This window comes from Streptomyces flavusporus (assembly GCF_046267975.1).
In the GTDB taxonomy this organism is placed as follows: domain Bacteria; phylum Actinomycetota; class Actinomycetes; order Streptomycetales; family Streptomycetaceae; genus Streptomyces; species Streptomyces flavusporus.
The window spans coordinates 9960783-9981173 of record NZ_CP176503.1 but is presented as its reverse complement, the minus strand read 5'-3'; the positions used below and the strand labels follow the sequence as shown (position 1 = coordinate 9981173).

At 67.5% G+C, this 20391-nt stretch carries 14 protein-coding genes and 5 pseudogenes; 11 read left to right on the top strand and 8 right to left on the bottom strand.

Annotated features, from left to right (window positions below; translation table 11 throughout):
- Nucleotides 1–178 precede the first annotated feature (178 nt).
- Both ACKTSN_RS47290 and ACKTSN_RS47285 read right to left on the bottom strand, forming a co-directional pair.
- Nucleotides 179–1123: an ISAs1 family transposase gene (locus ACKTSN_RS47290; protein ID WP_409475110.1), complete on the bottom strand. Its 945-nt coding sequence runs from the start codon at nucleotides 1121–1123 to the stop codon at nucleotides 179–181.
- Nucleotides 1051–1341 (bottom strand): annotated as a pseudogene (locus tag ACKTSN_RS47285) (transposase family protein); the annotation flags it as partial. The gene ACKTSN_RS47290 and the pseudogene ACKTSN_RS47285, both read right to left, overlap by 73 nt.
- Nucleotides 1342–1543: 202 nt before the next feature.
- Between ACKTSN_RS47285 and ACKTSN_RS47280 the strand changes: the two are divergent.
- Nucleotides 1544–2953 carry an IS1380 family transposase gene (locus tag ACKTSN_RS47280; protein WP_409474668.1) on the top strand — a complete coding sequence of 470 codons (1410 nt, stop codon included), beginning with the start codon at nucleotides 1544–1546 and terminating at the stop codon, nucleotides 2951–2953.
- Between the two features lie 723 nt (nucleotides 2954–3676).
- Here ACKTSN_RS47280 and ACKTSN_RS47275 read toward each other — a convergent pair.
- On the bottom strand, nucleotides 3677–4174 hold the full coding sequence (locus ACKTSN_RS47275) for a hypothetical protein (RefSeq protein ID WP_409474667.1): 498 nt from the start codon (nucleotides 4172–4174) through the stop codon (nucleotides 3677–3679).
- Nucleotides 4175–4232: 58 nt separating this feature from the next.
- On the opposite strand from ACKTSN_RS47275, the pseudogene ACKTSN_RS47270 reads away from it, so the two are divergent.
- Nucleotides 4233–4433: pseudogene (locus ACKTSN_RS47270) on the top strand (ISL3 family transposase); the annotation flags it as partial.
- 138 nt (nucleotides 4434–4571) lie between these two features.
- Here ACKTSN_RS47270 and ACKTSN_RS47265 read toward each other — a convergent pair.
- The 3 genes from ACKTSN_RS47265 to ACKTSN_RS47255 all read right to left on the bottom strand — a co-directional run bounded on the left by ACKTSN_RS47265 (nucleotide 4572) and on the right by ACKTSN_RS47255 (nucleotide 9555).
- Nucleotides 4572–5846, bottom strand: a complete 1275-nt coding sequence (locus tag ACKTSN_RS47265; RefSeq protein WP_409474666.1) for a ThuA domain-containing protein — start codon at nucleotides 5844–5846, stop codon at nucleotides 4572–4574.
- Nucleotides 5843–8047: an RICIN domain-containing protein gene (locus ACKTSN_RS47260; protein WP_409474665.1), complete on the bottom strand. Its 2205-nt coding sequence runs from the start codon at nucleotides 8045–8047 to the stop codon at nucleotides 5843–5845. Before ACKTSN_RS47260 ends, ACKTSN_RS47265 begins: the two co-directional genes overlap by 4 nt.
- 119 nt (nucleotides 8048–8166) lie before the next feature.
- Nucleotides 8167–9555: a ricin-type beta-trefoil lectin domain protein gene (locus ACKTSN_RS47255; RefSeq protein WP_409474664.1), complete on the bottom strand. Its 1389-nt coding sequence runs from the start codon at nucleotides 9553–9555 to the stop codon at nucleotides 8167–8169.
- A 504-nt stretch (nucleotides 9556–10059) separates the two neighbouring features.
- Here ACKTSN_RS47255 and ACKTSN_RS47250 point away from each other — a divergent pair.
- The 5 genes and pseudogenes from ACKTSN_RS47250 (at nucleotide 10060) to ACKTSN_RS47230 (ending at nucleotide 14269) form a co-directional block, all read left to right on the top strand.
- The gene (locus ACKTSN_RS47250; RefSeq protein WP_409467819.1) at nucleotides 10060–11283 is read left to right on the top strand and encodes an IS110 family transposase; all 1224 of its coding nucleotides are present in this window, start codon (nucleotides 10060–10062) and stop codon (nucleotides 11281–11283) included.
- 204 nt (nucleotides 11284–11487) lie between these two features.
- Nucleotides 11488–11745 (top strand): hypothetical protein, encoded by a 258-nt coding sequence (locus tag ACKTSN_RS47245; RefSeq protein ID WP_409474663.1) that lies wholly within the window; start codon nucleotides 11488–11490, stop codon nucleotides 11743–11745.
- Nucleotides 11745–12197 (top strand): hypothetical protein, encoded by a 453-nt coding sequence (locus tag ACKTSN_RS47240; RefSeq protein ID WP_409474662.1) that lies wholly within the window; start codon nucleotides 11745–11747, stop codon nucleotides 12195–12197. The genes ACKTSN_RS47245 and ACKTSN_RS47240 overlap by 1 nt, the downstream gene beginning before the upstream one ends.
- A 119-nt stretch (nucleotides 12198–12316) precedes the next feature.
- Nucleotides 12317–12760 (top strand): annotated as a pseudogene (locus ACKTSN_RS47235) (DinB family protein); the annotation flags it as partial.
- A gap of 120 nt (nucleotides 12761–12880) precedes the next feature.
- On the top strand, nucleotides 12881–14269 hold the full coding sequence (locus ACKTSN_RS47230) for an IS1380 family transposase (protein WP_409474661.1): 1389 nt from the start codon (nucleotides 12881–12883) through the stop codon (nucleotides 14267–14269).
- A gap of 346 nt (nucleotides 14270–14615) precedes the next feature.
- Here the strand turns inward: ACKTSN_RS47230 and ACKTSN_RS47225 are convergent.
- Nucleotides 14616–14759, bottom strand: a pseudogene (locus ACKTSN_RS47225) (ATP-binding protein); the annotation flags it as partial.
- A gap of 534 nt (nucleotides 14760–15293) precedes the next feature.
- On the opposite strand from ACKTSN_RS47225, the pseudogene ACKTSN_RS47220 reads away from it, so the two are divergent.
- Both ACKTSN_RS47220 and ACKTSN_RS47215 read left to right on the top strand, forming a co-directional pair.
- Nucleotides 15294–16193 (top strand): annotated as a pseudogene (locus ACKTSN_RS47220) (reverse transcriptase/maturase family protein); the annotation flags it as partial.
- A 451-nt stretch (nucleotides 16194–16644) separates the two neighbouring features.
- On the top strand, nucleotides 16645–17493 hold the full coding sequence (locus tag ACKTSN_RS47215; RefSeq protein WP_409467250.1) for an IS5 family transposase: 849 nt from the start codon (nucleotides 16645–16647) through the stop codon (nucleotides 17491–17493).
- Here ACKTSN_RS47215 and ACKTSN_RS47210 read toward each other — a convergent pair.
- Nucleotides 17441–17986 (bottom strand): hypothetical protein, encoded by a 546-nt coding sequence (locus ACKTSN_RS47210; RefSeq protein ID WP_409467249.1) that lies wholly within the window; start codon nucleotides 17984–17986, stop codon nucleotides 17441–17443. The two genes, ACKTSN_RS47215 and ACKTSN_RS47210, sit on opposite strands and share 53 nt — an antisense overlap.
- Nucleotides 17987–18448: 462 nt before the next feature.
- On the opposite strand from ACKTSN_RS47210, the gene ltrA reads away from it, so the two are divergent.
- Nucleotides 18449–19738, top strand: coding sequence for a group II intron reverse transcriptase/maturase (ltrA, locus tag ACKTSN_RS47205; protein WP_409474660.1), 1290 nt, complete (start codon nucleotides 18449–18451; stop codon nucleotides 19736–19738).
- A gap of 74 nt (nucleotides 19739–19812) precedes the next feature.
- A complete protein-coding gene (locus ACKTSN_RS47200) occupies nucleotides 19813–20391 on the top strand; it encodes a group II intron maturase-specific domain-containing protein (RefSeq protein WP_409473950.1) in 579 nt (192 codons plus the stop codon).

The following is a 20391-nucleotide window of genomic DNA, read 5'->3' as shown; positions in this document are numbered from 1 at the left end:
CACCGTCAACTGTCCCGTCTCATTAGCCCTGGCTATGCAGCGGAATTGGGTGATCTGACGCCCCAGTAGCAGAAAAGGTGCCTTGACCTGTGAGAATGCGAGTGTCTACGTCGTATCGGCACAAGAGTCAGGGCACCTTTCTGGCAGGGTCCTTTGCATGATCAGCTTCTGTCCGGGTTCATCCGGTGAGGCCGAGGGCGGTCAGGGGCCGGTGGTAGTCGCGGGCGGTGTGGCGAAGTGCGGCGGCGATGTTGGTGTGGCCGTCCTGGCGATGGGTGCCTATGGCGAGGTTGCGCAGGCTGGCCATGACGCGGGGCAGGACCCCGGTGCGGATCTTTGAGTCGTCCTCGCGAAACGTGCGGTCACGGACGTGGTGGAGGAGATTTTCGATGTGCCAGTGGCCTCTGATCCATGCTGCGAGCTGGGCACCGCTGACGGCACCGGGCAGCAGGCTGGTGATCAGATAGACCCGCTCGATGGTCAGTTTTCCCCGGGTCTTGTCCTGTCTCCAGCGCACGACTTGGAGGGCCTGGGCGGCATCGGGGTAGTCGAGGTGCGCGAACGCGGCGGTCTTCAGGCGCCGGATCTCCTCGCGGTGGTGGGCGCGGGTGCGGTCGTAGTGGTCCAGCGTAATGTCGCGCCATGGCAGGCGGCGGATGCGGTCGAACAAGCCGGGGTGGTTAGCCTTGACGACGGCGATGTAGTGGGCGCCGCGGGCGCGGAGATAGGCACCGTGGGCGTGCTGGGTGTGCAGGGCGTCGCGGTGATCACAGTGCCGGTGAGGTCGAGGGTGTCCAACAGCGGGGCGAAGGCGGGTATTTCGTTGCTCTTGTCGGCTACCTGACGCTGGGCCAGGACACTGCCGGTGTGCTCCATCGCGGCCGGCAGGGCGACGGCTGGGGTGGTGGCGGTGCGCGAGCCACGCACCGTCTTCCCGTCCACCGCGACCGCCCGCAGTGAGGGGCCGGCCGGGCGGGTGCGGGCTGCGAGGAACGCGCCGATCGCCCGGTCCAGGCTGTCGCCGTCGAGTTGGACGAGAAGGCGGCGCAGGGTGTGGGGGTGCGGTGTGGACACCTCGCCGGTCAGCGGGTCGATGGGGAACCCCAGCGCCCGGCAGGCCCACGCCGGGGCGTCGGTGATCCACTCGGTGATCGCGGTCAGCGACCGGGCACCGGCCAGCACACTCGCCGCCGCGGCGGCCACCAGCGCGGACAGCAGATAGCGGCGCCCACGAACGCCCCGTGGATCGGGCAAGTGGGCCAGGAAATCGCACAGACGGACCGCGTCCGACAGCGGGGCCGGGGCAGGGGCCAGGGCCAGTTGGCCCAGGCCCGAGGGCATAGGGGAAGATGCAGGAGCAGGCACGGACTCGCCAAGTGGTCATGGGACTTCGACACTCACATGATCACCGGGTCCGTGCCTGCATTGCGTTCACCCCCTGCCCGAAGCAGGACACCCAACCCAACTCTGGGTCATCCCGAACAACCGGACAGATCTCGATCATGCAAGGGACCCTGACCTTTCTGGTGAGCGAGCGTACAGGGTGGGACCGTGGTCTGCGCGTGCGGACCGACGGCGGGGGCTGGTCGGACATGCGGGAGCGGTGCTGTTGCGCAAGTGCGCGGACCGGGTCGGGCTGACGGGTGGTCTCGCCGCCGTGCTACCGGTCGGCACGGGGCGCGGCTGGCGTGACCGTGCGACGGTGGTGGTCCGGCTCGCGGTAGCGATCGCGCTTGGCGCGGCGAACCTGAGCGAGGCCGAGCAACTCGGCCTGCATCACCGGCCCTTGTTCGGCCCGGCCACCTCGGACTCCACCATCCGCCGCACGCTGGCGGCCCTGGATGACACCACCCTGGTGTTGATCGCGAAGGCCCGGCGGCGGGTGCGGCGCCATGTGTGGTCCCTGCTGCACCTGCGGCCCGGCGGTTTCCCCTGGCTGACGGTCGCGGGACGGCACCTGAAGGGCTGGATCGTGGTCGACATGGACGCCACGATCATCACGACCGTGTCAAAGAAGGAGCGAGCCGCGGCCACCTTCAAGGGTACTTTCGGCTTCCATCCGCTTGCTGCCTGGTGCGCGAACACCGGCGAGGTCCTCGCGATGGAACTGCGGCCCGGGAACGCCGGTGCGAACACGGTCGTCGACCACCTGCGGGTCCTGGCCGCCGCACTGGCGCAGATACCGCACTCCAGCGCCGCCAAGCTCCTCATCCGCGTCGACGGAGCGGGCGCCACCCACGGCCTACTGGAGCATCTGGTCGCGCTGAACACCGCTCGGCGCGCGGTGCGTTTCTCGGTCGGCTGGAAGATCACCGATGACGACGAGAAGGCGATCGCCAAGCTGCCCGCGAGCGCGTGGGAGACCTCGCTGAAGCAGGACGGCTCGCTCCAGGAGGGCTATTTCGTAGCAGAGTTGACCGGGCTGAACACCCGGACGGGCTGGCCGAAGGGCACCCGGCTGATCGTCTGCCGCGTCCGGCCCTCGGGCCGGCAGGCCAGGAAGCTGACCGACTTCGAGAAGAGGACCGGCTGGCGCTACAGCATCACCGCGACGAACATCGGCCGGATGTGGGGCATTGCCGGCACCCACCAGCCGCAGTTCCTCGACGTGCTCCACCGCGATCACGCCGAAGTGGAGGACCGGGTGCGGACGAACAAGGCGTTGGGCCTGCACAACCTGCCCTCGCAGTCCTTCGACGTCAATCGCGGCTGGATGCTCGCTGCGAACCTGGCCGCAGACCTCGACGCCTGGGTCCGTCTGCTGAGCCTGCACGACATCGAGGGCCTGGCCGACGCCGAGCCCTCCACCATGCGCTTTCGTCTCTACCACCTGCCCGCACGCCTCGCGAAACACGCCCGAAGGCGCTGGCTCCGTATCGACGCCACCTGGCCCTGGGCCGAGGCATTCACCACTTGCTGGCGCAGGCTCACCGAACTCCCGTCCGTCACCTGACGAGTGGACACCGCCCCGACGAAGACCAGAACGGAGGAGACGAGTACCACCCCCGGGCCCGTGGAACCCGGCGCATCCGCAGCGTCATGCGACGGCCCCACCCGCCATCACGCGGGACAGACAGGGCGAACCGCCACGCCGATCAACGATGCAACCCCGCTGACGAATCGAGGCTGACGCTTCCAATTCGGTGGAAGGGGGCGGAGCAATGACTGACATTCAGCCCCGGAAACACCAGGGGAATCTCGACCTCGTCGTCCGCCGTCGCGGGCCGCACCACTGGGCCCGACAGCTGGACCCAGTGGGACGCAAGTGTGCTCACCGTCCTCCCCGGCAGGAACGCCTGAGAAACGGCGTCGTGTTCAGCCTCGTCCGCGCGTTGTGAGGCCGGGCGGGGCAGGTGGGCTGGCGGGAGGCGCGGGCGGAACAGCGCGGGCCCAGTCGTCGGCGTATATGGTCTCGGTCTCCCAGTCCTCGAACAGCTTGGGGAGCGCCTTCGGGTCGCGGTCGGAGTCGCGGTACCAGCGGATGAAGGCCCGGGCGGCAGGGACGGCGCATCCCGCAGTGTGCGTGTGCCCTCGGCCGCCCGGATGAGATGTCCTGGGCAAACTCACCGGGAATCTCCGCGGTCATCAGTGGAGCCGTGGTCTTCATCGGCGCCCGCGGCTCGGCAAACGACGATATCCAGCGCGATGACCGGAGTCCGGCACTCGGTGCTGCTTGTTACCGTACGTCGAGGTAGTCGCCTGGTGCGTTGCCTGCTGCGGTGGTGGTGTTGCCAGCGTAGCTGTAGCGCCAGTATCCGTCCCGGGTGGCGGTGACGGTGGTCTTCAGGTAGCCGGTGGAGCTGGCGGTCACCGTCTTGACGGTGCTGTAGGTTCCGCTCGGTGTGCGAAACTGCAGGCGCACCGGCTGAGTAGCGTAGCGGTAGTACTGGGAATCGTTCCAGCTGACCCGGCTCAGTGCGCCCGTAACGGTGATCGGTTTGCCCTTAGTTACAGGCTCAGGTGCTGCGTTAGTCGTCAACTTCGAGGCTCGCTGGACGTTGACGGAAGCCGCTGCCGTGCGGTGATAGTCGCCGTCCAGCGCGGTTGCGTTGACGTGGAGGTGCCAGGTGCCGTCGGCGTTCTGGAGCCAGCCTTCGCCCATGACGAACCCGAAGGTGCATCGTGTGGTGGTTGCGTCGACCGCTGTGCACGTGGGGTCGGTTGTGGCTGCCAAGGCTCCTGTTGGAGCGGTGCTGGGTCCCCGGTACAGCCAGGCGTCGATGTAGTCGATGGTCCGCGCCGCCGACCTGCCCCACCTGCACTCCTTCGCGAACGACCTCGAACTCGACCGCGCCGCCGTCGACGCCGGACTCACCCTCCCGTACCACAACGGCCGCACCGAGGGCGTCAACACGCGAACCAAGAAGATCATGAGGCAGATGCACGGCCGAGCCGGGTTCCCCCTACTCCGCCACCGCATCCTCCTCCAGTGATCACTACACAGCGCAACCACCGATTACGGGCCAGAGCCGAAGACCGTACAGACCCGCCCTGGACGCGGGTGGAAGCCTCACGATCGCAGCGGCCGTGGCAGCCCCGCCCGGGTGGGAGGGTGCTGCCACGGCGGGGGGTCATGACTGGGGGGACAGTCCGAAGCTCTGGGCGGTGGAGTTGTCGCAGGGGCGCTGCACCAGTTGCACCCCGTTCACGGAACTGCCGGTCGTGCTGAGACATTTGCCGCTGTGCCGGGCCACGAAGCGGTAACTGCCCGAGGCTTCTCGCACGGGTTGCCACTGCTGGTTGGCGCCGCCGCCGTAGGACCACAGCTGAAGTGGCGCGTTGTCGGCGGTGGAGACGTCCGTGACATCGATGACCTGCTGGGGGTTGCCGCGGTTTGCGATCCGGGTGTATCCGCCGTCGGTGGACCGGAATTGGAACTGCTGGGCAAGGGTGCCGTTGCAGGTGTACTGCTGGATCGGCGTGCCGTTGGCGGTGCCGGCCGCGCGTGCGTCGACGCAGGACCCGTTCGCCTTGTTGGCGAGCGTGTACCAGGCCGTTCCGGAGATCGGGTCGGTGGGTGCGGGGTTGTTGCTCGCTCCGCCGAGCCACTTGAGTCCGTCGATGAGGAAGCGGTTTTGTGGAGGGCTGGCGAACGTGGAGGACAGTCGGGTGTTGGTGTCATAGTTCATGGCGTTGTGTCCGAAGTTCGCATAGAGCATCTTGTACTGGGTGTTGGTCCACAGGATCGGGTAGTAGCCGCTGTACCAAGACTGGTTCGGGTCCGTGCCCAGTGGAAAGCTGCTGGGGTCGACGGACGCCAGGACTTTGATGTTCGGATTGGTCCGCAGGTCGTTGGACCAGCTGTACCACTCGCTGACTGCCGAGGTGAACGTCGCGGGCAGCCCGGAGGTGGAGGGGTGGGTGCGGTCCTCGGTGCGCAGAATCGCAGTCGTGGGTCCCCAGGTGTTCGACTGGAAGTTCCCGCTGCCGAGGAAGGTGTTGTAGTACCAGGGCCAGGCCCCGGCGTTCGTGGTGAAGGCCGAGACGTGGAAGCCCATCCAGCCTCCGCCGGCCCGTATGTACTGCTCGAAGCCCGATCGCTGGGCGGCCGTCTGCGGTGCGTCGTCGAGGAACAGGACGACCTGGTAGTCGTTCACCCCTCCGTTCGCCAGCAGGTTCCAGTCGGTGGTCGCCACGTAGGTGAAGTTGTTCTGGGCGGCGGCCTGGGGGAACCACTGGTTGGCTTCCTTGACGAAGTCGATGTGCGCGGCGTCCCAGGTGCCGTTGTAGAAGGCGATGACTTTGAACGGAGCCGCCTGGGGTGCGGCGGACCCGGCGTTGGCCGGGGTGGTGAGCCCCAGCACCAGAGCCAGCAGCGTCAGCAGTCGTGCTGTCAGCCGCCTCACGGGTAGCTCACCAGGTTGGCGACGTTGGTGGACGAGTTGGAGGGGCCACCGCGGTCGTTGATGACGTGCCGGATGGTGCCGGTGCCGCCGAGCGAGACGGTGACCATGTTCTGGAAGCGGACGTTCGGGTTGTTGGGGGCCTCGAAGGCGCGCTCGGCAGCTACGGACGGGTTGACGTTGAAGTAGCAGTAGCTGCCGAGGCCGTAGGCCTGGTGGCTGGTGACGTGGTCGGCGACCTTGTAGGCGGCGTAGCCCTGGGTGGAGCCATTCATCCAAGCGGCCTGGTTGGGCGGGTCGTAGGGCATCTCGTTCTGGTAGAAGTACGTGCGGCCGCCGTTGCCGTTCCAGATGGTCTGGTGCTTCTGGTAGTGCTCGACGAACAGGCCGTACATGGTGACGTCGTCGCCGTTGACGATCAGGCCGGTGTCGCCGGTGTTGGTGTTCCAGCCGATGCCACTGCCGTGGTCGCCGCGCCAGATCCACATGTGGTCGCCGATGACGTGGTCGCTGTTGATGACGAGGCTGGTCGTCGCCTTGCCGACGGCCGCGCCGCCGACGCGGAAGTACACGTCGTGCAGGGAGGTCGGGTTGGCGGCGTGGCTCGCGGACGAGCCGGCCGGGCCGATCTCCACCAGTGTCTGCGAGTTGGTGGTGCCGGCGTCGAACAGGACGCCGGCTATCTTCACACCGTCGACGTCGGCGACCGTCATGGCGGTGATGCCGTTGTCCGGGATGAAGGTGGCCAGTCCCAGTCCGAGGACCACGGTGTCGGGCCGGGTCACCCGCAGGGTCTGGTTCAGGTGGTAGACGCCCGGGGTGACGAGCAGGTTCTTGCCCTCGGCGAGGGCGGCGTTGATCTGTGCGGCCGTCGCGCCGGGCTTGACCACGTAGAACTGGTCGATGCCGAGCGAGGTGCCGGGCGCGTTCCCGTTCGCCCACGTGGTGCCGGCGGAGCCGGTCCGCAGAGCAGGCACGAACACGCGGTAGGCGCCCGAGCCGTCGACGTACAGGAAGGGCTTTTCACGGACGGTTGGCGTCTGGTTGACCGTCGTGTACGGCGGGTTGGGGAACGTGTTGCCCGGCACGCCCTGGCTGCCGACGAAGACCATGTTCCAGTTAGAGCCGGTCCAGCTGCCGAGCTGGGAGTTGCGGGTCAGCCACTGCTGCTGGGTGCCGGAGCGCACCTGGCCGTCGATCTTGCTGTCGGCCATGAAGCCGCCGCTGGACCAGCCGCCGTCACTGAGTTCCAGGTTGCCGCGGACGTGCATGCGCCGGTACCCGGACGCCTGGGACACCGCCCACCGGTCGGTGCCGCCGGTCGGGTTGACCGAGAGGTTCTCGGCGCCGCGCCAAAAGTTGTGGGTGGCGTTCTGCGGCGGGAACCAGTCCGCCTCCACGTGCACGGCACCGTTGATCGTGACGGAGTCGGGCGACTGGCCGAGGCCCAGGACCTGGGTGTAGAAGCCGACGTTGACGTCGTTGCTGTAGGTGCCCGGCTTGAACAGGACCGCGTAGCGCTGGGAGCCGAACTGGTTGGTCTCCTGCTGGCGGAAGATGCTGTCCAGCTGGCTTTGGATGGTGGACGACGGCATCGACGGGTCGAAGACGGCCACGTTGGGGCCGAGGTCGACGTCGCCGGGGGCGGTGGTCACGGGCGTGACCTGGAAGCGCTGCGCGGCCGTGCCGTTGCAGGTGTACTGCACCAGCTGGACGCCGTCGGCGGTGGAGGCGGACGGTACGTCCAGGCACTTGCCGCTGTGCCGGTTGACGAAGCGGTAGGCGCCGCCGCCCTCGTCGACGGCCTGCCACTGCTGGTTGTTCCCGCCGCCGTACGTCCACAGGTGCACGGCCGCGTTGTCGGCGGTGGACACGTTGCTCACGTCCACGACCTGCTGGGCGTCGTTGCGGTTGCCGATGCGCACGTAGCCGTCGCTGGTTGGGGTGAAACTCCACTGCTGTGCGGTGGTGTTGTTGCAGGCGTACTGCTGGACGGCCGTGCCGTTGACCGTCCCGGCCGCCCGGGCGTCCAGGCACTTCCCGCTGCCGCTGTTCACCACGGTCGACCAGCCCGTCGGCAGGGCGGCCACGGCGGCCGAACCCGACGGCGCCGCGGCCTGCGCGGGCTGGACGGCGGTGAGGACCGAGGCCGCGGTGGCGGCGGCCGCGAGGACAGCGGTCCAGGGACGACGGACCCGGCTCATGGGGGGTCCGTGGAGGCGGCCACCGGCAGGCGGTCGCGAGAAGCGAAGCATCGTGTCAACTCCTGTACCGCCGGGGCGGCTCGAGTGAAGGACGGAGGGGGAAGAGGACGAACCGGGGGTCAGCCGTTGTACTGGGCGAAGACGCGGGTGAAGTCCCACGGCTGCTGCGCGACCCCGGAGCAGGTGTCGGCGCCGCCACCGGTGCAGGGCCGGTCGCGGTTGACGGACCAGAAGGTCAGCCGCGCCAGATGCCGCTGCTGCGCGTACGCCAGGATGGTGCGGAAGTCGTCGACGGTCACCGTCTCGCTGTTGTCGGTGATGCCGTTCATCGAGGAGATGCCAGTGTGGCGGTAGGCTTGGTCGTCGGTGTACCCGTAGGCGTTCTTCACCGCCGTCTTCAGTCCCTCTGCCGCCCGGACGGTGAGCTGGCCCATGTTCTGTCCCGCGCCGCCGAAGTTGAAGGGCATGATCGTCCAACTGTCGACGGTCAGCCCGGACGCGGCGGCCTTGCTGATGAGGCTGCTGTCGGGCCCGTTCTGCCCGGTGCCGAAGGTGACGTAGACCTTGAGGCCCGGATTGTTGGCCTTGACCGTCTTGAGCGCGTCGACCGTGCGCTGCTGCACGACCGGGCTGTCGTACGCGGCGGCCTCGATGTCGATGTCGATCGCCTTCAGGCCGTAGGCGTTGATGACCTTCTGATAGGCGGCGGCGAGCTCGCCCGCGCTGCCGCAGGAGCTCTCCAGCTTGTTGCCGCTCCAGCCGCCGAACGACGGGATGACATCACCGCCGGCGCCGCGCACGGTGTTGACGGTCTGCTGGTCGACACCGCCGGTGAGGGGGCGGCTGCCGTCCCACTGCGGATTGCAGTACCCGTTGCTGAGGATGAAGGCGAGAGTGAACCACTTCACGCCGGTCGCGTTCATCACGGTGGTGGGGTTCGGCGGGCTGCCCCAGCCGTTGTAGAGGTACGGCGCGACGGCCATGGCCCCGGGGCCGGGCGCCGGGGGAGTGCCGCCGCCCGGCGCGGTCCACTTCTGGTTGGCCGCGCCGGTGCAGGTCCAGATCTGCAGCCGGGTGCCGTTGGCGGAGCTGTTGCCGGTCGCGTCGAGGCACTTGTCGGCCTGCGAGTTGGCGATGTCGCGCGCCGCGGTGACGGTCCACTGCTGGGCGGCGCTGCCGTTGCAGTCCCACAGCTGGACCCGCGTGCCGTCGGCCGTGCCGGCCGAGGCGACGTCCAGACACTTGCCGAGCGCGCGGACGGTGCCGTCGTCGCCGACCGTCCACTGCTGTGCTGCGGTGCCGTTGCAGTCGTAGAGCTGGACGGCCGTACCGTTGGCCGTCGCAGCGCCCGCGACGTCCACACACTTGCCGCCGAGTCCGGTGATCTGGCCCGTGGCCGCCGCGGCTGCGGTTGCAGGGATGGAGTTCAGACCCGCGAGGAGGAGGACGGCAACCGCCGTGCCGAGTGCACCACGTATGGCGGGCTTGGACTGAAGCGTCGTGGTCATGCGTGCCGTCCTGTTCTGTCGTCAGCAACCGGCGCGCTCCGCGGCTCACCCACGACCACTCCAGGAAACCGCGCAATGGCATGTCTATGACAGACAGGAAGTGGGGGCTGGACAGGAACGGCGGCAACAGGGTGGGGGGGAAACAGCATTACTTCACACCATGATTTAAGAAGTGACAGGAAACCCCTGTCAAGATGTTGGTCCAGTCCAATTCGCCAGCCGGGACGACCTGCCCCCGTTACCTTTTTCGTGGCCCCGCAATGGGGCGCCTGGCCCCCGGGTCCGGTATGGCTGTGTGCCCCCTGTCGTACGGATGACCTGGGGGGTGTTGCCGCCGGGCTTCGGGGCACCGCTTGACCGCTGATGAGGGGCCTGACGACCGCCTGGTCCGGCGCAATGCCGGGCCGCTTCACGGGCGGCATGTCTGCGTAACGTGGTTGCCGGCGTGTGGTGCCGCAGGGACGGCCGGGAGCTGAGGAGACGAGTGGCGAGGGGCACGCGCACATGGTCGACACGACCGCGATAGATCTCTTCCTCGGCCTGGACCTGGGCAAGGAGTTCCACCACGCCCACGGCCGGACCGCGGACGGCAGAACCGTGCACGACAAGCGGCTGCCCAACACCGAGCCGAGACTGCTGGAGCTGTTCACCAAGCTGGTGGCGAAGTTCGGCACCGTTCTGGTGATCGTGGACCAGGTCGCCAACATCGGCGCGCTGCCGTTGACGGTGGCCCGCGCGGCCGGCTGCCGGGTGGCCTACCTGCCCGGGCTGTCGATGCGGCGGGCCGCCGATCTGCACCCGGGCGAGGCCAAGACCGACGCCCGCGACGCGTTCGTGATCGCCGAGACCGCCCGCACCATGCCGCACACACTGCGCGCGGTGGACCGCGACGACGAGGTGCTGGCCGAGCTGACCATGCTCACCGGCTACGACAACGACCTGGCCGGCGAGGTCAACCGCGCCACCAACCGGCTGCGCGGCCTGCTCTCCCAGATCCACCCCTCTCTCGAGCGTGTGCTCGGCCCGCGCCTGGCCTACCCCTATGTCCAGGCCCTCCTTCAGCGCCACGGCTCCCCGGCGAGACTGAGGAAACTGGGCCGGGCCCGCTGCGAGGCCCTGCTCAAGGTGCACGGTTCGCGCAAGGCCCACCACCTGACCGCAGAGATCTTCGACGCGCTCGCCGAGCAGACCCTGGTCGTTCCGGGCACCGAGGCCAGCGCGCTGATCGTGCCAGGACTTGCCGCCCAGCTCGCCGCCGCCCACACCCAGCGCCGCCAGGCCGAGCAGGAGATCGCCGCCCTGCTGGAGGCCCTCCCTCTTTTCCACCTCTTGACGTCCCTGCCCGGCCTGGGCGTCAGGACCACGGCGGCCGTGATCGTCGCGATCGGTGACGGCACCGGCTTCCCCACCGCCGGGCACCTCGCCTCCTATGCCGGACTCGCGCCCGCCACGAAGTCCTCGGGCACCTCCATCCGCGGCGAGCACGCACCCCACCGCGGCAACCGGCTCCTCAAACGCGCCCTGTTCCAGGCCGCGTTCGCCGCGATCGGCTGCAAAGCCGACCTGTCCTCCCGGATCTACTACGACCGGCAACGCGCACGCGGCAAGACCCACACCCAGGCGATCCTCCGCCTGGCCCGCCAGCGCGTGAACGTCATCCACGCGATGATCCGCACCGGGGCCCTCTACGAAGCACGCACCCCGGGCGACGTCGACCTCGCCGCCTGACGACTCCACCGCCCTACCCTCCAGGCCCCATCACGCCCGCGTACCGGCACGGCCAATCCGGCCCTGCCGGCCACCGGGCTGCCCATCAGCCACCCGATCCGCCGGGAACACCCCGATCCGCGGGACGTTCCCGAAAACCACGATCAACCCCTACAAGCCGACCCCACCGGGGTTGACGAAACAGATAGGGGCACCCCCCCCCGCATGCAGGCATGCGAAAGAGAACCGCGTCACCCAAGCGAAGCCGGCGCCCTGCACACCGAGCCCGGTAGCGTCGTCGCGTTCCGTACCGACGCCCTCTACCTCACCCAGCCCCAGAACTGGCCCTACCACCACCAGCCCGGCGACTACCTCCTGCGCGGCCACCTCACAGGCCCGGTCACCGCCCCCACCACCGAAGAAGAACTCCTTACGCTGCGGGATGCCGGCCGTGCAGCCCTCACCGCTGAACGGGAGGCCTGATGCCGCCCCGCACCCGCCGCAACCGGCCAGAACACCAGCGCGAGTTGAACGAAGCAGCCCGCCTCGCCGACCGCCTTCAACAGGCCGGCTACACCAAACGCGACATCGCCCACATCATCGACCGCGACCCCTCCCTGGTCTCGCAGTTCTACACCAAGAACAAAGGCGCCGCCTTCGTCCCCGCCCTCCGGCAGGTCCTGGCCGCCGTCGAAACCGGGGGCATCACCGACCTACCCGAACTCGCCCATATCGCCGCCCGCCACACCCAACGGCGCACCACCGCCTCCGGCGCCCGCGCCCGAGTACGCACCAAGGCCGTCCTGACCACCCCCACCGGCACCGGAACCGGCCGCGTTGGCGCCTGGCTGTGTCACTTCCAAGGGGAGTCATTTCGAGGCGACTCGAGGAGTCGGTCCGCGGCCTCAGGCAAGATCAATGTCAGTAGCTTTTGATGTCACTCCTGGCTGCATGAGAGCCGAGGGGGCACCGGAGCCCTGAGTGAGAACTAACCCGTCCTCGGCGGGCCTTCGGTGGAGCTCGGCTGTCAGTGCCGGGTGGAAGACTGCCCGGCATGATCGAACCGAACCCGAAAGCGGACCTTCTCCGATACCTGCAAGAAGGGCGTGACGCCCTGGTGTGGAAGCTCGATGGGCTCTCGGAGTACGACATCCGCCGCCCGCTAACCCCTACGGGCACGAACCTGTTGGGGCTGGTCAAACATGTCGCCGGTGTGGAGTTGGGGTACTTCGGCGACACGTTCGGGCGGCCATTCTTCGACGAGGCGCCGCCACCTTGGTGGTATACGGAGGAGCCAGAACTCAACTCGGACATGTGGGCCAGTGCAGACGAGTCGCGCGAATACATCGTTGGGCTGTATCACCAGGCGTGGGAGCACTCCAACAGCACGATCGCGACGCTGACGCTTGACGCGATCGGTCATGTTCCGTGGTGGCCGGAGGAACGACGAGAGGTGACACTGCACCACATCCTGGTGCGCGTGATTTCCGATACTCAGCCTGGATCCACCGCGTCATAGTCGGTCTGTGGGCGACGGAATAAGAAGAGGTGCCCGCTGACCTGGGATGATGGGAGTTCCTACGCCCTCATCAGTCCCACGAAGCAAGGCACCTCGTAAGTGAAAGTTTCCCACAGCCCGGCGACGCTGTTCGCCACGTTCGACGCCCCGGACCTGATCGCGCATGCCGGGCTGATCCCGACGATCCGGCTGGCCGAACGGTGCGGTCTGCCCCGGTTGGTGGCCGAGAAGGTGAAGCTCACCGGCGCGAAGAACGGTGCCGGTACGGCAGCCGACGCGAAGGCCCTGTCGATCGTGGGCGGCATGATCGCCGGGGCGGACAGCATCGACGATCTGGACGTGCTGCGGCACGGTGGCCTGTCCCGCTTGTTCGGCGGCGTGCGCGCCCCGTCCACGCTGGGGTCGTTCCTGCGCGCCTTCACCTGGGGTCACGTACGCCAACTCGAGTCCGCGGTACGGGCGTTCACCTGCAATCTTGCGGCACACACCGGCCTGGTCCCCAAACGGGACGAGGTGGTGTTCGTCGACATCGACTCCAAGGTCAAGCAGGTCTACGGGCCGGCCAAGCAAGGCGCCGCCTTCGGCTACACCAAGCAGCGCGGCCTGCACTTCCAGATCGTCACCGTCAAGACCGCAACCTGCGCTCCGGTCATCGTCGCCACCCGGCTACGCAAGGGCTCGGCAGGCTCCGGCAAGGGCGCGGCGAGCTTGCTGCGCGAGGCCCTCGCCACGGTCCGGGCGATGGGCATCACCGCGAAGATCATCGTGCGTGCGGACTCGGCGTACTTCTCCCACAAGGTGGTGGACGTGTGCCGGAAGGCGGGCGCGCACTTCTCGCTGGCCGTGGCGGTGAAGAAGACGATCCGCGAGGCGATCGCGGGCATGGACGAGTCCGCCTGGACACCGGTCAAGTACACCAGTGCGGTGTGGGACGCCGCCGAGGAACGCTGGATCTCCGACGCCGAGATCGCCGAGGTCCCGTTCACCGCGTTCACCAGCAAGAAGAAGGCGTTCCACACCACCGCCCGGCTGATCGTGCGCCGCGTGAAACGGCTGAACCCCAAGAGCGTGCCCGAGGGGCAGGCCGAGCTGTTCGGCGTCTGGCGCCACCACGTCATCTTCACCGACAGCCCGTTCGTCCTGGCCCAGGCCGAACCCATGCACCGCGAACACGCCGTCGTGGAACAGGTCTTCGCCGACCTGGAAGACTCCGCGCTCGCCCACCTGCCCTCGGGCAAGTTCACCGCGAACGCCGCCTGGCTCACCCTCGCAGCCACCGCCTACAACCTCACCCGCGCCGCCGGCCACCTCGCCTCCGCCTTCCACGCCAGGGCACGCACCGGCACCATCCGCCGCCACCTGATCAACATCCCCGCCCGGATCGCCACCGGCGCCCGCCGCATCACCCTCCACCTGCCCCAACTCTGGTGCTGGGCAGCCGACTTCACAGACCTGTGGACAGCGACCGGACAACGCATGGTCACCTGACCCACACGACCACCCTGCCCGCCCACGACCCGAAAGACCCTCGGAGACCCCGCACCGGACGGCCACCCGGCAATCGCCGCTGCCCGCACCCCGAAGAAACACCCGGAACCGCCCGACACCCGTGATCAGAATTCACGCGGTGGATCCAGGCTCAGCGGCATGCCGGCCACGCCGACATCGTGCGAGAGCTCATCGACGGATCTGTCGGGTATTTGCAGGGCAAGGACAACATGCCACCAGGTGATCAGGCATGGTGGGAGGGCCACCAAAGCCGACTGGAGCGCGTGGCGCGGGAAGTCGGTAACCGCTGACCTCACCCGCTGCCGCCGGCCCCGCTGGCCCCCTCTCAGCCAGCGGCGGGCTGCTCAGCCAGGGCTTTGGTGTGGGCGAGGCGGTAGGACTCGGTGCCGGTCTGGATGATCGCGCCGTTGAAGGTGAGGCGGTCGACGATGGCCGCGCAGAGCCGGGGGTCGGTGAAGGTCTTCGTCCAGCGTGCGCCGTGAGGCGCTTCGTTGTATCCCCGACGCAGTCGGGATGAACTTGGAGGGAGGTTCTTGGGTCGCCGGGCTTACTTGAGCGCGAAAGCGTGAGGGGACAACAGCATGCCCGGAAAGTGGTGTCCGTCCGGAGGCGTCCAGGGCGGGGTGCCGCAAGACCCGCGCGATATGGCTAAGGCTTGATTGCTTGAAGCCCAATTCCCAGCGGTGCGAAAGACACCCGTCGAAATGACGCCTGATAATCGACGTCACGCCATGCCTCGTCCTCGGTTGGCGGCCGGGGCAACCTCCATGGCGTAGAGCGCCTCCCAGCGAGGGCGGCCAAGGGAATGAATGGGCGGCCTACGTCGCGCTCGATACGTACAACGAAGACGTACCACGGGATCGCCTACGGGGCGCGAGCCCTATGGCGACGGAGTGCTCGTAGTAGTCGCAGGCGTGACGACCTGCCAGGGAGGCCGGGAAAGCCGGTCACAGGGCGAAGGGGCACAGGTGATTGAGGCGTCCGGCGATGGGAGGTATGCGTAATGCAGAACGCCGCAACGGTGCTGGACGTCCTCCGGGAACGCGGCAGGCGAGGTCTGCCGCTGGAAAGGCTGTATCGGCAGTTGTTCAACCCGCAGTTGTTCCTGATGGCTTACGGGCGCATCTACGCCAACAAGGGTGCGATGACGCCTGGGGTCACCGGCGAGACCGTGGATGGTATGTCCCTGGAGAAAATCGACGCGATCATCGGCCGGTTACGCGCCGAGACGTACCGGTGGACTCCAGTGCGGCGGACCTATATCCCGAAGAAGAACGGGAAGAAACGTCCGCTCGGACTGCCCACCTGGTCGGACAAGCTGGTCGCCGAGGTGGTCCGTCTCCTGCTGGAGGCGTACTACGACGTCCAGTTCTCCCGCCACTCCCATGGATTTCGCCCTGGCCGGGGCTGTCACACCGCGCTCAATGAGGTGGTGGAAGTCTGGAAGGGAACACACTGGTTCGGCGAAGGAGACATCTCCGACTGCTTCGGCAGTCTGGATCATGAGGTGATGCTCGTGATCCTGGGAGAGAAGATCCACGACGGGCGATTTTTGCGGCTGATCCGCCAGATGCTCAAGGCCGGGTATTTGGAGGACTGGCGATGGCAGGCCACGCTCAGCGGTGCGCCGCAGGGCGGCGTGGCTTCCCCGATCCTGTCTAACATCTACTTGGACCGGCTGGATCAGTTCGTTGAACAGCACCTTTTACCGGACTACAACCGGGGCAGGCTGCGCCGGCGGAGCCGGGAGTACTGGCGCGTCGAGGCGAGGATCAAGCGGGCAAGTCAGCGCGGGGACAAGGCGGCGGTGCATGCGCTTCGGCAGCAGCTGCGACGCCTACCCAGTGCCGATCCCGATGATCCGGACTACCGGCGGCTGCGGTACATCCGCTATGCCGACGATTGTGCGCCACGAACACAACAGGAGGTTCCGATGTAGACGGAAGCCCTTGACGTGGTGCTGCACTGGTGATGGAGGCAGGCCCTCCGGGATCGCCCACGCAGGGGGAGGTCTCAAACCACCGCAGGTTGCTCCGGTGAATGAGCCGGGGTGATGAGCACTGCGGAAAAGGCGCACGAGATGCGTCAGGTACGTGCCGAGAAGGCGAACGCGAGTGAACCACTGCTGAAGTGTCGTAAGAAGCCGTATCTCAACCGATCATGGAACGTGCGGGTCGAACAGGTTTCCCGCCGGGGTGATCTTCCCGTTGTACGCGCATGAAGACAGGGCCTCTCGGTAGCTCGGGGATGCGAATCTAACCGAGCAATGCCGGGAGGCCCTGGTGTCGTTGTTGTACGCGTCCGAGCCCGTCCAGTTCAACTCGGCTGCACCATCGTGTGATTGCCTCGCGCACGTGTACGGCAACGCGGCCGATCATCCCGATCGGGTGCGCCGGTATCCGTCGGACATGACGGACGCGGAGTGGGCGGAGGTCCGGCCTTTGCTGCCGGTGCCGGCCTGGCTGCAGGGCAGAGGCGGGCAGCCCGAGGGCTATTGCCACCGCCAGATGCTGGACGCGATCCGCTATTTGGTCGCGGGCGGGATCTCGTGGCGGGCGATGCCCGCGGACTTCCCCGCATGGGGCCGGGTTTACGCCTTCTTCCGCCGCTGGCGCGAGCACGGGCTGATCGCCGAGTTCCATGACCGGCTGCGTGGGACGGTCCGTGAGCGCGAGGGCCGTGAGGCCGAGCCCACGGCGGGGATCATCGACGCGCAGTCGGTGCGGGCCGCCGCGACGGTGCCGGCCTCCTCACGCGGCTACGACGGCGGGAAGAAGGTGCCCGGGCGAAAGCGGCACATCGTGACCGACTGCCTCGGCCTGCTCCTGGTCGTCGCGGTCACCGCCGCGAACATCGGCGACCGGGACGCCGCGGCGGGCCTGCTGCAGCGGCTGCGCCGTCTGCACCGCGACATCACCCTCGTCTGGGCCGACGGCGGCTACACCGGCGGCCTCGTTGGCTGGTGCCGGGACAAACTCGCCCTGACCTTGGAGATCGTCAAGCGCACCGACGACATGACAGGGTTCGTGGTGCTCCCCAGACGCTGGGTGGCAGAGCGCACGTTCGCGTGGTTGATGAACTCCCGCCGTCTGGCCCGTGATTACGAGACTCTGCCCGCTTCCAGCGAGGCGATGATCCGGTGGTCGATGGTTACGCGGATGGGCCGGCGTCTGGCACGTCCACGGGCCGCCGGCCGGCGCTGAACATCCCCGACGTCTCCTGCAGGAGCCACCCCCGCTCTGCCAAGCGCCTGGCCTTCGAGCGCACCCCCTCGACCTTCGCCGGCGTCGTCCCCAGGCCCAGCCCCACCGCGATCTCCTTGGCCTTCGCCGGCCCCCTGCCCGCTGACCGCCGCTCCTCCAGCACGCCCAGAATCCGCTGGTAGTCCGGTGCCAGCACCGACACCGTCAGCCCGTCCCGCCAGGGCGGCACCGTCGAGCCCGGCACCGGCACCGGTGAGCACGCCGTTTCCTGCTCCGCCTCGGTCACGGCAGTCGCCTCGGCCGCGGACGCGGCCAGGGCCTCGACCAACTCCTCCCGCGCGATCACTCGCCGGTCCAGCTCGATCTCCGCGGCCTCCAACACCTCAGCCAACCGCGCGGCTTCCTCCCGCAGACCCTCCACCCGCACGCGGGCAGCCGCCTCCCGCTCCTCCAGCATTCCCAGCACCGACGCCACCGCGCACCCCTCGGTCATGAAGCGGACACAAGACGCCGCATGCCTCCCTCACCCCGAGCGAAACCATGCCTGACCAGCAGAAATCAAGGGATCGCGTTCGGTTGAGATACGGCTTCTAAGCGTATGAGTGGTTGCCGAAACCGGGGTCCAGTTGTTGCCCCGGGATGAGTCTGACGGGTTCCTGTATTCCTGGTCAGGCGGCGGCCCGGCATGAAGGTGGCGCGAGCTCGGCGACAGGCACCAGTGCGGAACGTGGGAACCCCTCGCCACGATGCCGCCAACCGGTCCATGTTGAGGGCGGGTTGGTGTAAAGGGAGAACTCCAAGCAGCTGAAACTGCAAGGGGCTGAGTACCGATGCGTGGCAGGGGGACGGACCGCCTCGTAGTAGTGATGAAGCTCCTGTAATGGGGGTGGAGCGAAGGGGGCGGGTTGTCCTGATCTTGTTTGGTGGTCAACCGGGATTCTCCGGGAGGAGCCAGATGAACGGATCGAGGCCGCAGGCCGAGTCCAAGTCGTTTTGCATTCCCAAGTCGATGGTGTGGGAGGCGTATCTGAGGGTCAAAGCCAATCAAGGAGCACCCGGGGCGGACGGCGTGACGATCGAGCAGTTCGAGCAGAACCTGAAAGGGAATCTGTACAAGCTGTGGAACCGCATGTCGTCCGGCTCGTACTTCCCTCCGGCGGTGAAGGCCGTCGAGATTCCCAAGGCGGGCGGAAAAGGTGTCCGAGTCCTTGGGGTGCCGTCTGTGTCCGACCGGATCGCTCAGACGGTGGCCGCGATGTATCTGGAGCGGCGGGTGGAGGCAATTTTCCATCCGGACTCCTACGGTTATCGGCCGAGGCGGTCGGCGTTGGACGCGGTGGAGCAGTGCCGGCGGCGCTGCTGGAGAAACGACTGGGTGGTCGATCTCGACATCCGGGCGTTCTTCGACAGCGTGGACCATGAGCTGATGCTCAGGGCCGTCGAGCGGCATGTCGACGCGGACGGGAAGTGGGTCCTGCTCTATGTCAAGCGGTGGCTGGTTGCGCCGCTGGCGAAGGCGGACGGATCGGTGCAGCAGCGGGATCGCGGGACTCCCCAGGGGTCGGCGATTTCGCCCGTGCTGGCGAATCTGTATCTGCACTACGCGTTCGACATGTGGCTGGTGCGAGAGTTCCCGCAGGTCACCTTTGAGCGGTACTGCGATGATGCGGTGATTCACTGCCGCAGTGAGCGTCAGGCCCGCCGCGTGCGGGATGCGCTTGCTGCGAGGTTGGCGCAGGTCGGTCTGGAACTCCATCCGGACAAGACGCGCGTGGTGTACTGCAAGGACGCTGATCGGCGCGGCTCGTACGAGCACACGTCGTTCACATTCCTCGGGTACACGTTCCGACCGAGGCTGGCCAAGAACCGGTACGGGAAGCACTTCTTGAACTTCCTGCCCGCGGTCAGCAAGGCGGCGATCAAGGCGATGGGTAAGGAGATCAGGTCCTGGCGCATCGCCTGCCGCAGTGACAAGTCCCTCACGGACCTTGCGCGGATGTTCAACAGCGTCGTGCAGGGTTGGATCAACTATTACGGGCGCTTCTACAAGTCCATGTTGTATCCCCTTCTCCGGCGCCTCAACGAGTATCTGGTGCGCTGGGCTTGCCGGAAGTACAAACGACTCCACCGCCGGGAGAAGAAGGCGCGGGAGCTGTTGGCGGGCACCGCCCGCCGCTACCCGAACCTCTTCGCCCACTGGCGGTTCGGCCTCAAGCCTGACGGCTGGGCGATGGGAGCCGTGTGAGCCGAGAGGTTCCCGCACGGTTCTGCGAGCGGCGGCGGGTGAGATTCCCGCCGCCGACTCACCTTCTGATCGCCGTGACTGGGACTCGTGAGCAGGCCGAAGACATACGCACCCAGGTGGCGGAAGTGCTCGCTCCGATGGAACTGCGCCTGTCGGTGGAGAAGACGGCGATCACTCACATCGACGAGGGGCTGGACTTCCTGGGGTGGCGCCTCCAGCGTCACCGCAAACGCGGGACCCAGAAGCACTACGTCTACCTCTACCCCTCCAAGAAGGCTCTCCAGGCCGTCAAGGAGAAGGTCAAGACGCTGTGCCGACAGGACACGAACCTGCCGCTGGCAGTCGTGCTGCACCATCTCAACCCGGTGCTGCGGGGCTGGACGGCGTACTTCCGGCACGGGGTGTCGTCCGCGACCTTCCAATACCTGTCGGCCTTCACCTGGCGCCAGGTCTTCGGGTGGCTGCGGCGCAAGCACCGCCGGTCCAGCTGGAAGAGTCTGCGCCGCCGCTATAGCGCGGGCCGATGGTGGCCCGCCGACGACGAGGTGACCTTGTTCAAGTGCGCGAAGGTGCGGACCCACCGCTACCTCTACCGCGGTAACAAGATCCCATCGCCTTGGCCCAATGGGACCACGACGGCAGTGGCCGTCTGA